The organism is Streptomyces sp. NPDC093568 (assembly GCF_044764945.1).
GTDB lineage: Bacteria > Actinomycetota > Actinomycetes > Streptomycetales > Streptomycetaceae > Streptomyces.
Genome location: NZ_JBIWJD010000001.1, coordinates 1788082 through 1800752 on the forward strand (window position 1 = coordinate 1788082; position 12671 = coordinate 1800752).

11 protein-coding genes are annotated in these 12671 nt (G+C 70.6%); 4 read left to right on the forward strand and 7 right to left on the reverse strand.

The window, feature by feature from the left end:
* Positions 1-145: 145 nt before the first annotated feature.
* The 4 genes from ACIRD7_RS06920 to ACIRD7_RS06935 form a co-directional block, all read right to left on the reverse strand.
* On the reverse strand, positions 146-1108 hold the full coding sequence (locus ACIRD7_RS06920) for a hypothetical protein (protein ID WP_403450716.1): 963 nt from the start codon (positions 1106-1108) through the stop codon (positions 146-148).
* 3 nt (positions 1109-1111) lie between these two features.
* A complete protein-coding gene (locus tag ACIRD7_RS06925) occupies positions 1112-1678 on the reverse strand; it encodes a TerD family protein (RefSeq protein WP_403450719.1) in 567 nt (188 codons plus the stop codon).
* Positions 1679-1850: 172 nt separating this feature from the next.
* A complete protein-coding gene (locus ACIRD7_RS06930; RefSeq protein WP_403450722.1) occupies positions 1851-3545 on the reverse strand; it encodes an aminotransferase class V-fold PLP-dependent enzyme in 1695 nt (564 codons plus the stop codon).
* A gap of 657 nt (positions 3546-4202) precedes the next feature.
* Positions 4203-6488 carry an FdhF/YdeP family oxidoreductase gene (locus ACIRD7_RS06935; RefSeq protein WP_403450724.1) on the reverse strand — a complete coding sequence of 762 codons (2286 nt, stop codon included), beginning with the start codon at positions 6486-6488 and terminating at the stop codon, positions 4203-4205.
* A 157-nt stretch (positions 6489-6645) separates the two neighbouring features.
* On the opposite strand from ACIRD7_RS06935, the gene ACIRD7_RS06940 reads away from it, so the two are divergent.
* Complete coding sequence (locus ACIRD7_RS06940) at positions 6646-7596, forward strand: LysR family transcriptional regulator (RefSeq protein WP_403450727.1); 951 nt, start codon at positions 6646-6648, stop codon at positions 7594-7596.
* A 116-nt stretch (positions 7597-7712) separates the two neighbouring features.
* Here ACIRD7_RS06940 and ACIRD7_RS06945 read toward each other — a convergent pair whose 3' ends face one another.
* A complete protein-coding gene (locus ACIRD7_RS06945; RefSeq protein WP_403450730.1) occupies positions 7713-7928 on the reverse strand; it encodes a hypothetical protein in 216 nt (71 codons plus the stop codon).
* Between the two features lie 44 nt (positions 7929-7972).
* Positions 7973-8896 carry an SDR family oxidoreductase gene (locus tag ACIRD7_RS06950; RefSeq protein WP_403450732.1) on the reverse strand — a complete coding sequence of 308 codons (924 nt, stop codon included), beginning with the start codon at positions 8894-8896 and terminating at the stop codon, positions 7973-7975.
* A gap of 86 nt (positions 8897-8982) precedes the next feature.
* Between ACIRD7_RS06950 and ACIRD7_RS06955 the strand changes: the two genes are divergently transcribed.
* Positions 8983-9573: a TetR/AcrR family transcriptional regulator gene (locus tag ACIRD7_RS06955; RefSeq protein WP_403450735.1), complete on the forward strand. Its 591-nt coding sequence runs from the start codon at positions 8983-8985 to the stop codon at positions 9571-9573.
* 61 nt (positions 9574-9634) lie between these two features.
* Here the strand turns inward: ACIRD7_RS06955 and ACIRD7_RS06960 are convergent, their stop codons facing one another.
* On the reverse strand, positions 9635-10591 hold the full coding sequence (locus tag ACIRD7_RS06960) for a hypothetical protein (protein WP_403450737.1): 957 nt from the start codon (positions 10589-10591) through the stop codon (positions 9635-9637).
* 226 nt (positions 10592-10817) lie between these two features.
* Between ACIRD7_RS06960 and ACIRD7_RS06965 the strand changes: the two genes are divergently transcribed.
* Together ACIRD7_RS06965 and ACIRD7_RS06970 are read left to right on the forward strand one after the other, a co-directional pair.
* Positions 10818-11564 carry an SOS response-associated peptidase gene (locus ACIRD7_RS06965; protein WP_403450739.1) on the forward strand — a complete coding sequence of 249 codons (747 nt, stop codon included), beginning with the start codon at positions 10818-10820 and terminating at the stop codon, positions 11562-11564.
* 142 nt (positions 11565-11706) lie between these two features.
* A complete protein-coding gene (locus ACIRD7_RS06970; protein WP_403450742.1) occupies positions 11707-12639 on the forward strand; it encodes a metal ABC transporter solute-binding protein, Zn/Mn family in 933 nt (310 codons plus the stop codon).
* Positions 12640-12671 lie beyond the last annotated feature (32 nt).

The following is a 12671-nucleotide window of genomic DNA, read 5'->3' on the forward strand; positions in this document are numbered from 1 at the left end:
GTATCCCAGCGCGCCGCCCGTGGCGACTGGAGGTGGATCTGACGGTGATCGATGGGCGTGTGGTGTACGAGCGGTGAGTGCAGGTAGGAGCGCCCGGACCCCGCCAGGTGGCTCTTCTCTACATGGTCACCCAGCGCGGAGCGGGTCACGCGCCCGGGCCCGGAACCGGCGGGTGCAGTGGACAGCTCGGATCTGGTGGCGCGGCCCGGTACGGTGCGAACGCCGGGTCCGCGGCATCCCGGTAGGGCCGCCGGGACATCCGGGTCACGAGCTGCCACATGGCCCGTTCCTCGGACAGTTGCTGAGGCAGGACGAGCCCGAGCGCGTCGGCCAGTGGTTTGCGGCCCAGGTTCACCATGGCCCGCACTGCGGCGGCCCACTCATCGGTGGCGTAAACCGCAGAGCGGTACCACAGGGGAATGAGTGCACACAGCACGATGCCAGTGACGATCAACAGGGCATGCTCGGCTTCGGCTGTGGTCAGGGCCAGAAGAGCAAGGACCGCAACCACCCCGTGGCCGTAAAGCAAGGCCACGAAGAAGTCCACGCTGGTACGTGCCGTTTCCACCTGGCGACGCGCCTGCACGGGTGCGGTGGCGCTCAGTTCGTTCCAGAGCACCTGAGAGTCGAGGCAGAAGCGATTGTGGCCGTACTCCTCGAACCGACGGATCGCGTTGCCGAGCCGGGTCGGGGCGAGCTGGTCGTTGTCCACCGGATAGCGGGCCAACTGCTCGTTGAGGAGTGCCCGCTGTACCGGAGTGCGGCCGTCCGGGCAAGCGATCAGAGTGGCGATCCCTTCCTTGCGGGCCCGCTGGCGCCGACATCCACGGTCGAACGCTCTGCGCGGCCACAGCAGATAGCCCTCCAGGATCCGGTAGAGGGGGGTCTGGAGAGCATTGAGCACGAAGCCGAAGAGAACGGCGGCGCAGAGGAGCAGCAACGCTGTCTGACTGGCCGTGTCGGGCCATACTCGCTCGATGGCTGAGGTTCGCCGCAGACTGGGGGCGATGGTGAGGAAGAAGACCGCGAGATTGAGCGCGGTGGGCAGCACCCAGCCGACGACCAACGCCCACCCGCCCCCCAGGACGCCCTTGGCGATGTCACCCACGGATCAGGACTCCTGCGGCCAGTCGTCGTCCGGATCGTTCTCCGGTCCGGGAGATGTGTGCCCGACGAGGCGGTGGCCCATGTCGTCTTCGAAGCCGTGAATGCCGGGGCGGAAGGTCCAACTGCCGGACTCGTCGCGTACGAACTCGCCGACGGTCGCCGCCGTCGACCCGGCGACGCCGCCGAAGTCGTCCTCGGCCAGGACGGTGTACCCCTCGCGGATCCGCAAGCGCGGGTTGAGCACGCTGACAAAGGTGCGGTGCGCCGAGCGCTGCTGGATGACGACGCTGACCACTACGCGCGCGTACCGGCCATCCAGCCGGTCGAGCTCCAGCGTCATGACCTCGTCCCAGCCGAAGCCCTTGCCGTCCTTGCTGTCCCGGTTGAGGTTGATGCTGCCGTCGGGGGAGCGGCTGTCGAAGTGCACCACATGGGCGGGCTCGCCGTGGGGATCCCCCGCCAGGTAGGTGGCGGCGACGATGTCCAGATCGGCGGGCGGCTGCCCCGTCGGACTCGGGTCCCACTTCAATGCGACTTCGGCCTTACGGATCCCCTTGTTGAGGCCGTTCACCAGGCTTCCCCTTCCCCGTTCCCGTGCGCTGCCTCCGCCCCGAACTGCCCGGCGGACAAGGCAGGTTGTCCATCCTGCCACGTGCGTGTACGGGTGCCGCAGAGCTGTCCGCCGGAGCCAGAAGCTCGACGAGCGGGAGGCGGCGGCCTGCCGGCTCCCGCTCCTCGCCGTGTCACCCGGCTCCGGTTCGGGAACCCTCCACGCAAGCCGGCGGCAGCGGGAACCAGCGCATGCGCTCGAAGTCGGCCGCCAGGCCTGTCGGGCCCTCCTCCAGGTGGTCGGGGCGAGTCGTCAACACCTCGCGGGCCCGGTCGAGTTGGCCGGCGAGTGCTTCCTCGCCCAGTCGGTGGTGGCGGGGTGCCGGGGCGGTGAGGCCGCCGTCGGCGCTGTAGGACAGGTCGGTCAGGCGTAGTGGTGGAGCGGGGTGGCCCTCGTGGTGGTGCCACTGGCCGGTGTGCGGGTCGAAGCGGTAGTCGAGCAGGAGCCGGTGCCCGTATGCGGCGATCAGGTCGACGGCGTTGATGAGGTAGTCGCGGACCGTTTCGCTGATGAAGTAGTTGAAGTTGAGGCGGCTCCAGCCGTGCTTGATGCCGTCGCAGCCGCGTACGACCTCGTCGAGCAGGGCGTGGGAGGTGGGTGCGTCGATCGCGAGCAGGCGGTGGCCGTAGGGGCCCGCACAGGAGCAGCCGCCGCGGGCCTGGATGCCGAAGAGGTCGTTGAGCAGCGCGACGACGTAGTTGTGGTGCAGGTAGGCGCGTTCGCCGTGGCGTATTCGGAAGGAGACGATGGACAGGCGGCGGGCGTGGTGGTTGCCGAGGATCTCGATGCCGGGGTTGCGGTCCCAGTGCGCGAGCGCGCGGCGCCAGTGCCGTTCCTCGGCCGCCTGGATGGTGTCGGTGCCGACGGCCTGCTTGAGCGCGAAGACCATCCCGGCCCGCACGGACTCCACTATGGCCGGTGTGCCGCCCTCCTCCCGGGCCACGGGGTCGTCGAGATAGCGGTGGCCGATCGGGTCCACGAAGGCGACCGTGCCGCCCCCGGGCACGGTGGGCACCGGATTGCGGACCAGTTCGCGCCGGACGACGAGCACCCCCGGCGTCTGGGGGCCGCCGACGAACTTGTGCGGCGACAGGAACAGCGCGTCCTTGTGATCCCCGGCGCCCGGAGCGCTCCCGGCCATGCGGATCGGGACGTACGGCCCCGCCGCCGCGTAGTCCCAGAAGGACAGCGCGCCGTATGCGTGCAGCAGACGGGCGATTCGGTCCGTGTCGGTGAGGATGCCGGTCACGTTGGAGGCGGCGGAGAAGCTGCCGATGCGCAGCGGACGGTCGGCGTACCTGCGCAGACCCGCTTCGAGCCCGGCGAGGTCGATGTGGCCGTCCGCGTCCTCGTCGATCACGACCACGTCGGCGATGGACTCGCGCCAGGTCAGCTCGTTGGAATGGTGCTCGTACGGCCCCACGAACACCACGGGCCGCTCGGCCGGCGGCGGTCGGTCCGTGCGGCGCAGCTCCAGGATGCCGATCAGCTTGTTGACGGCGGCGGTCGCGCCGGAGCCGCAGAAGATCACCACGTCGTCCTCGGTGCCGCCGACCGCGTCCCGGATGATCCGGCGGGCGTCCTCACGCAGCAGTGTCGTCTGCAACCCGGTGCTGGAACTCTCCGTGTGCGTGTTGCCGTAGCGCGGCAGAACCCGCTCCCGGACGAAGTCCTCGATGAAGTCCAGGGAGCGGCCGGACGCGGTGTAGTCGGCGTAGACGATCCGCTTCGGGCCGTAGGGGCCCACAAGTACCTCGTCGTCACCGATGAGGCCGGTGCGGATGCGGTCCAGCAAGGTCGCGGCGGTCGGCGTCGCGGTCGTCCTCACGGCTGGGGCTCGATGACGATCTCGGCTGACTGCTGAACCGTGCATGGGGAGACCGCCGTTGGCGGGGCCGCGCGGTGCTGTCTCGGTGGATGCGGCGGCGGGACGGGGCGCCGCACCGTCATGGGCGGGGTGTTCGTGCTGAGGGTCTGCGGTGTGCTGCCGGTCATGGCCGGTCCCTCTCGCTCGTGTGTCGACTGCTCCGAAATCCATACGTCCGAGACAGGTGGCGTGGAGCGAAGGCCTGGTCGGGGTGCACCGGGGCCCGTTCTGCCGTTGCCTCGCCGTCTCGGCCGTATACCCTGCGGGGTATTTTGCCCGGAGGGTTTCGCGGCAGGCAACCAGGCTCGTGGGCGAGGGGGGAACTCGGCCGAAGACATACCCGCGTGCGTGGTCGAGGGGAGACGACCCGGGATCAGCGGGCGCCAAGTCCCGTACGGCAGTGAGGACATGGGTAAACATGGCGGGGTGGGCTGAGCGGCTGGGCGGAGCGAGGCCGAGTGAACTGGCCGATGATGAACGTTCCCGTCCGACGGCGCCCCCTACATCACCGGCGCCGAAACGGCCACGTGTGCCAGTCGAGGGTGAGGTCACCGACGACGGGGGCAGGCCGTCCGTCGTGGAGCCGGAGAGGTGGTCCTCCAGGGTGCGCTGCCCGAACTACCGCCGTTCCAGGCGGATGATCACGCTCTTCGACGTCGGCGTGTTGCTGATGTCCGCGACGCTGTCGAGGGGTACCAGGACGTTCGTCTCCGGGTAGTAGGAGGCTGCCGAACCCCGGGGCGTCGGGTAGGCAACGACGCGGAAGTCGGGGGCGCGGCGTTCCGAGCCGTCGGTCCAGACGCTGACGAGATCGACGAGGTCGCCGTCGTCGTGGCCGAGGTCGGCGAGGTCGGCGGCGTTGACGAGGACGACGCGCCGGCCGCCCTTGATGCCTCGGTAGCGGTCGTCCATCGCGTACGGGATCGTGTTCCACTGGTCGTGCGAGCGCAGCGTCTGCAGGACCAGGTGGCCCTCGGGTGCCTGGAGCATCGTGAAGTCGTTGGCGGTGAAGACGGCCTTTCCGGCGGGCGTGCGGAACACCCTCTCGTTCACCGGGTTCGGCAGGCGGAATCCGCCCGGGTGCCGTACCCGTTCGTTGAAGTCCTGGAAGCCGTCGACGACCCGGGCGATGCGGTCGCGGACGAGGTCGTAGTCGGCCTCGAAGTCCTCCCAGGGGATGTCCGGTTCGGAGCCCAGGACCCTGCGGGCGAGGCGGGTGAGGATGGACACCTCGCTGAGCAGGTGCGCGGACGCGGGTGCGAGACGGCCGCGGGTCGCGTGGACCTCGCTCATGGAGTCCTCGACCGTCATGAACTGCTCGCCGCCCGCCTGGACGTCACGGTCGCTGCGCCCGAGCGTGGGCAGGATCAGGGCGGTGCGTCCGCACACGGCGTGGGAGCGGTTGAGCTTGGTCGAAATGTGCGCGGTCAGGCGGCAGTTGCGCAGGGCGCGCTCCGTCGCGTCGCTGTCGGGCGTCGCCCGGACGAAGTTGCCCGCCACCCCGACGAACAGTTTGGCCCGGCCGTCGAGCATGGCGCGGATGGAGTCGACGGAGTCCAGGCCGTGCCGCGTCGGCGCGGTGAAACGGAACTCCGCTCCCAGCCGGTCGAGGAACGGCTGGGGCATGCGCTCCCAGATGCCCATGGTGCGGTCGCCCTGCACGTTCGAGTGGCCGCGCACCGGGCACACCCCGGCGCCCGGACGGCCGATGTTGCCGCGCAGCAGAAGGAAGTTGACCACCTCACGGATGGTCGGCACGCCGTGCTTGTGCTGGGTCAGGCCCATCGCCCAGCAGACGATGACGCTTCGGCTGGCCAGGACCCGCTCGTGAACTTCCTCGATCTGCTCCCTGCTCAGGCCGGTGGCCTCCAGGACTTCGTCCCAGGACACGGTGGCGCGCAGGTGCTCGGCGAAGGCGTCGAAGCCCGCCGTGTGTCCTTCGATGAACTCGCGGTCCAGGACGGTGCCCGGCTCCTTGTCCTCGGCCTCCAGCAGCAGCAGGTTCAGCGCCTGGAACAGCGCCAGGTCACCACCGGGCCGTATCTGCAGGAACTGGTCGGCGATGTCCGTGCCGCGCCCGATGATCCCGCGCGCCTTCTGCGGGTGCTTGAAGCGCAGCAGCCCCGCCTCGGGCAGCGGATTGACCGCGACGACGTGCCCACCGCGGCGCTTGGTCTCCTCCAGCGCGGAGAGCATGCGCGGGTGGTTGGTGCCCGGGTTCTGCCCCACGACGAAGACCAGGTCGGAGTCGTACAGGTCGTCGAGGCTCACGCTGCCCTTGCCGATGCCCAGGGTCTCGTTCAGCGCCGAGCCGCTGGACTCGTGGCACATGTTGGAACAGTCCGGCAGGTTGTTGGTGCCGAAGGCGCGCGCGAACAGCTGAAGCAGGAAGGCCGGTTCGTTGGCGAGCCGGCCCGAGGTGTAGAACAGCGCCTCGTCCGGGTGGTCCAGGCCGCGCAGTTCGCCCGCGAGCAGGTCCAGCGCCTCGTCCCAGCCGATCGGCTCGTAGTGGGTCGCGCCCTCGCGCAGCACCATCGGTTCGGTCAGCCGGCCCTGCTGGTTGAGCCAGTAGTCCGACTTCCGGCTCAGCTCGTCGACCGAGTGCCGGCGGAAGAACTCGGCCGTCACCCGGCGGGTGGTGGCCTCGTCGCTGATGTGCTTGGCGCCGTTCTCGCAGTACTCGTTGCGGTGCCGTTCGCCCGGCGCGGGCTCCGGCCAGGCGCAGCCCGGGCAGTCGAAACCCTTCGCCTGGTTGATGCCGAGCAGGGTCAGCGCGGTGCGCTTCGGCGACGTCTGCCCGAGCGCGTACCGCAGCGCGTGTGCGACCGCGGGGGCACCGGTCGCCCACGTCTTGGGCGCCGACACGGACAGCTCAGCCTCGTCGGGCTCGTCGATCTCCCGCATCACACACCATGCCCCTCTGCGCGGCCACTTTCCCGAGCACACTCTTCGCCTGCGCTTCGGGGCAGGTCAAAGCGGTAGTTCCGATCGGTTGAGAGGCAGCGCCGATCAGTGCCGCTCGGCAGCGCCGGGCGGCCGGGCGCGGGGGGATCATTGAGGTGTGCTGCGCCAACTCGAGTACCTCGTCGCCCTCGCCCGCGCCCGCCACTTCGCGAAGGCGGCGCAGGCCTGCTACGTCTCCCAGCCGGCCCTTTCCGAGGGCATCCGGAAACTGGAGGACGAGCTCGGCATCCCCCTGGTCCGGCGGGGACGCCGGTTCGACGGCTTCACCCCGGAGGGCGAGCGGGTCGTCCTGTGGGCGCGGCGCATCCTCGCCGACCGGGACGCGATGCAGAGCGAGATCCAGGCCCTGCGCGCCGGGCTCAGCGGCCGGCTGCGGATCGGCACCGTCCCGACCGCGTCCACCACGGTCGCGCTGCTGACCCAGCCGTTCTGCGCCGCGAACCCGCTGGCGACCGTCCAGGTCTTCGCCGACCTGCAGGCCGAGGACATCGTGAACCGGCTGCGGACGTACGAACTCGACGCCGCCGTGACCTACCACAGCCCCCTCGTCACACAGGACTTCAAGTTCGTGCCGCTGTACCAGGAGCGGTATGTGCTGCTGACCCAGCGGACCGGGCCCGGTGCCGGACCCGCCGAGGTCTCCTGGGAGGAGGCGGCCCACCACCCCCTGTGTCTGCTGCACCCCATGATGCAGGGCCGTCAGGTGCTCGACGCGGTGTTCGAGACGGTGGGTGTCTCCGTGACACCGCGGGTCGAGACCGACTCGATCGCCTCCCTGTTCGCACAGGTCCGGGCGGGACAGTGGGCGAGCATCGTGCCGCATGCCTGGCTGCACGTCTTCGGCGTGCCCGCGGGCATGCGTGCCGTCCCGTTGGTCCGTCCGGTCCGCACGGAGCGCATCGGGCTGGTGCTCCCGGGCCGCGAACCGGTCTCCGTGATCGGACAGGCGCTGATCGACGTCGCGGAGCGGGCCGGCATCGCCGCCGTGCTGGAACGGCTGCCCCATCAGGCGCCGGACGACGACCTGCCGAGCGGCGTACGACCCTGACCGCCGCGGGGGGCGGAGCACCCGCTCCCGGCCCCGGGTAGGCCTCTCAGGGAATCCAGCTCTCCGCCCCGGGTAGGCCTCTCAGGGAATCCAGCTCTCCGCCCCGGGCAGGCCTCTCAGGGGGCCCAGCTCTCCGGCCCGCCGCCCCGCCACTCGACCAGACCGGACTGCCGCACCCAGTCGTCGTCGACGTTCTCCAGCCCCGCGAGGCGTAAGAACTCGACGATGTCCAGCAGGCCGTACGCCATCCCCACGAACTGGTCGTCCACGCGCACCCGCCGCCCCCCGTCCTCGGCGGGCGGGTACACGACGATCGGCTGTGAGCTGGCCATGGCACCAGCCTGCGGCCTGGCCCCGGTGTGCGCATGCGGGGCGATCACGGGGTGGGGGCCGGGGCGTGGAAGTAGTGGCCCTTGTCGAGGTCCTCGATCAGGCCGGGGTGGGTGGGCCGCCAGTCGAGAAGCTCGCTGGTCAGGGCGCTGGACGTCGGGGCGTCGAGGGCGAGGAAGCCGCCGAGCCAGGTGAAGTGGCCGGCCGCGGCCTCGGGCGCGACGGACGTGACCGGTACGTCGAGGTGGCGGCCTATCACCTCGGCGACTTCACGGATGGCGACGCCCTCCTCGGCGATGCCGTGCAGGACCGTGCCCGCGGGGGCCTTCTCGACCGCGAGACGGAACAGGCGTGCGGCGTCGAGGCGGTGGACGGCGGGCCAGCGGTTGGTGCCGTCGCCGATGTAGCCGGAGACGCCCTTGGCGCGGGCGATGGCCACCAAGGTGGCCATGAACCCGTTGTCACCCTCGCCGTGGCAGGTCGGGGCCAGGCGTACCACCGTCGAGCGGACGCCCCGCGAGGCGAGCGCGAGGGCCGCCGCGGCCGTGGCGGGACGGATGGACGTCGCGGAGCCGTCCACGACGGGCATGTCCCGCTCGGTGGCCACCTGCCCCGGCTTCATCCCGGCCACACCGGAGGCGAGGACGAAAGGGCGGTCGGTGCCGGCCAGGGCGTCGCCGAAGACGTCGACGGCTCGGCGGTCGGCCTCCGCGGCGCCCCGGTAGTCGCCGGAGAAGGCGACGTCGTGCTTGAAGGCGAGATGGACCACCGCGTCGGACGCGGTGGCCGTGCTGCCGAGGACGTCGAGGTCGTCCACGGTGCCGCGGACCGTTTCCGCTCCGGCCGCGGTGAGAGCGGCGGCTGAGGCGTCCGAGCGGGCGAGACCCACGACCCGGTGACCGGCCTCGACGAGTTCGGGAACGAGGGCGGAGCCGATCCAGCCGGACGCGCCGGTGACGAAGATGCGCATGGGAGAGTCCCCCAACGGTTGATGTCAGTGACTGTCATCGACGCTAGCACGCGATGTCAGCGACTGTCATCGCGTAGGATCTGCGCATGGGCAGATGGGAGCCGAACGCGCGGGAACGCCTGGCGAAAGCCGCGTTGGACCTCTACAGCGAGCGCGGCTACGAACAGACCACGGTGGCGGAGATCGCCGGACGGGCCGGCCTCACCGAGCGGACCTACTTCCGGCACTACGCCGACAAGCGGGAGGTGCTGTTCGGCGGCTCCGACGTGTTGCGGGAACTGTTCGTGACCGCCGTAGCGGAGACTCCCGGGTCCGCGGCGCCGATCGACGCGGTTGCGGCCGGACTGGAGACGGTCGCCGCGGAGTTCGTCGACCGCGAGCACTCGCGGAAGCGGCAGAGTGTCATCGCGGCGAACGCCGAACTCCAGGAGCGTGAGCTGATCAAGCTCGCCTCCTTGTCGGCCGCACTCGCCGAGGCCCTGCGGGGGCGCGGCATCGGGGAGCCGGCCGCGAGCCTCACGGCCGAAGCCGGGATCGCCGTGTTCAAGATCGGCTTCGAGCGGTGGATCGTGGCGGCCGAGGAGCGCACCCTGGCCGAGCTGATGCGCGAATCGCTGGTCGAGCTGAGGACTGCGGTGACCGCGGGCGGTCAGGTGGGCGAGACCGCGGTCATGTGATCGAGGTCAAGGGGCGGTGCGGCCCGGCATCCACGCCGGGTCATGGTCACGCAGGCATGCTTCAGCCGGCCAGGGGCTGCCAGCCGGCTTCCGGGAAGCGGCCCAATCCGTTGGCCCACACCAGCGCTCCACCGATCAGGCCCGGCCTGTCCCGCGTGGCCAGGGCCGGGGCTTCGAGCATGTCGGCGGCTTCCTCCAAGTAGGTGACCAGCGTGTCCAGTTCCTCGTCGGGGGGTTCGTTGTAACGGGACCAGCGGCCCAGAAGGCCTGTCTCGGAATCCAGATACAGGCCCGACGTACGGTCGTTCACGCTCAAGGAGACGACGGGAATCCACGCCGCTTTCCATGCCGGGATCCGCTCCTCGTCGTCGGGGCGGCCGACGCCACGGGCGTCATCGCGGGCCTGCCAGTCCATCCGCATGCGGTGGTCGGCGGCCACGGCGTCCAGCGTCATCAGGGCCCGGTTGCCGGGAAGACACCCCGAGCCGTCGACCCCGTCGTCGCCGGACACCAGCAGCCACAGGGCGCGCAGTTCGACGGGTATCGGGATGCCGAGCCGGCGCTCCAGGGCGTCGATGGCGCCGGGGCCGACGCCGGGGCGGAGTGCGGCGTGAGAGTCGGGGGCGTTGTTCCGGAGCCAGTGGGTGATGCGCCGCCACGCGTCGTCGACCTCACGCCCGACGAGCGTGCCGGCGGAGGGGTCGGTGCGGGGATCGAGGTCGTGGCTCTGTTCCCGGTCTGCGTCTTCGACAGTCGGGGCCGACCCTGCGGGGGAGGCCACCGACACGAACCGGATCTCGATCCGGTCGGGTTCGCGGATGTAACCGACGGCCAGGGCGGGACAGTCCTCGAACGTGCCTGCCTCGACCATCACCGTGAGGACGCCGGGTAATCCGGAGGGTGCGCCCACGTCCGGGTCGTTCTCCAGCCGGCCGGCCAGAAGCTTCAGGGCGTGGGGGACTCCGGCCCCCAGGCTGATCGCGGTGTCAAGGGTGTGCTGGGGGATCTCCACGTTCACGGCCTGGCGCTCCTCGGCGGACGGGTGACGGCGGGGGAGGCGGCCGGGACATGATTCTCCTCGCCTCCTGAGACGTGTGTATCAGCAGGCACTGACACCGGTGTTCCGCAGCCGTAGGCCCCTGGGCAGGCTGATCGCAGCTTGAGGCTCCGGCCCGGCGGTGCCGTCACCCCCCGGACGACCGGCCCGCCAGGACCGACACCACGCGCCGTGGCACAGTGGCCGTATGTGCGGCCGCTACGCCTCCTCCCGTAGCCCCGAGGACCTGGCCCAGCTGTTCCAGGTTGTCGAGTGGCATCCGGAGGAAACCCTCGCGCCGAGCTGGAACGTGGCCCCCACCGACGATGTGTGGGCGGTCCTGGAGCGTCGGCCGCGCGGTGCCGACGAGGACGCACCGGCGCGGCGTCGGCTGCGGCCGCTGCGGTGGGGGCTCGTGCCCTCGTGGGCGAAGGACGTGAAGATCGGCGCGCGGCTGATCAACGCGCGCGTGGAGACCGTGCACGAGAAGCCCGCCTTCCGCCGCGCGTTCGTCAAACGCCGCTGCCTGCTCCCGGCCGACGGCTTCTACGAGTGGGAGCAGGTCAAGGACGGCACGTCGGGCAAGGTCCGCAAGCAGCCGTACTTCATCCACCCGGAGGACGGGCAGGTCCTGGCCCTCGCCGGGTTGTACGAGTTCTGGCGCGATCCGGCGGTCAGGGAGGATGACGACCCCGCCGCCTGGCTGCTGACCTGCACGATCATCACCACCGAGGCCACCGACGCGGCCGGCCGCATCCATCCCCGCATGCCGCTCGCCCTCACTCCCGAGCACTACGACGCCTGGCTCGACCCCCACCACCAGTCGACCGACGACCTGCGCGCCCTGCTCGTCACCCCTGCCGGAGGGCATCTCGACGCCCGTCCGGTCTCGCCGGCCGTGAACAGCGTCAGCAACAACGGGCCCCAGCTCGTGGACGAGGTCCCGGCCCCCTGACCGGGGGGATGGTGAGTTCTCGGTAAGCGTTGCCCTCAGGGGTCACCCTCCGGCCGTTTTGACATCCGTTTTCATCTAGCGTGGGCGCGAAGCCGGGACGGATGGCGCTCGGCGGACCATTCGCCGTGCTCGGAGGTACCCCATGCCCGCGTCCTCGTCCCGACTTCTCCTGCCGCTGACAGCCGGCGCCAGCCTCGTCCTCCTCGCGGGGTGCGGCAGTTCGTCGGACCACGCCGGTGATGCCCCGCGGAGTCCCGCCGGGGCGTCCGTCATCCCGGTCGTCGCCTCGACGAACGTCTACGGAGACCTGGCCGGGCGAATAGGCGGCGACAAGGTCCAGGTCACCTCGATCATCAGCGACCCCGACCAGGACCCGCACTCCTACGAGGCCAGCACCCAGAACCGGCTGGCCCTGTCCAAGGCAGAGGTCGTCATCGAGAACGGCGGCGGGTACGACGACTTCATCGACCGCATGCTGAAGAGCGGCGGTTCGTCCCCCGAGCTGATCAACGCCGTCAAGGTCTCCGGGAGGACGGCGCCGACGGGCGGGGAACTCAACGAGCACGTCTGGTACGACTTTCCGACGGTCGCGAGGCTCGCCGGCCGCGTGGCCGCCGCTCTCGCCAAGGCCGACCCGGGCGACGCCGACACCTTCACCGCCAACGCGAAGGCCTTCGAGCGGCAGCTCGAGCCGCTGGAGCAGAAGGAAGGCCGGATCAAGGCCGATCACGGCGGTGCCGCCGTGGCCATCACCGAGCCCGTGCCGCTGTACATGATCGAGGCCGGCGGCCTGACGAACGCGACGCCCGAGGAGTTCAGCGAAGCCGTCGAGGAAGGCGACGACGTCTCCCCGAGGACCCTCCAGGACACCCTCGCGCTGTTCACCGGCAAGAAGGTGAAGGCGCTGGTCTACAACGAGCAGACCTCCGGCCCGCAGACCGAGAAGGTGGAGCGGGCGGCGAAGTCCGCCGGAATTCCCGTGGTTCCCGTGACCGAGACCCTCCCCAAGGGCAAGGACTACCTCGGCTGGATGACCGCCAACGTCGACGCGCTCGCGAGCGCGCTGGCCAAGTGAGCGGCTCCCACGAGTCCGGTCCCGGCCCGGAC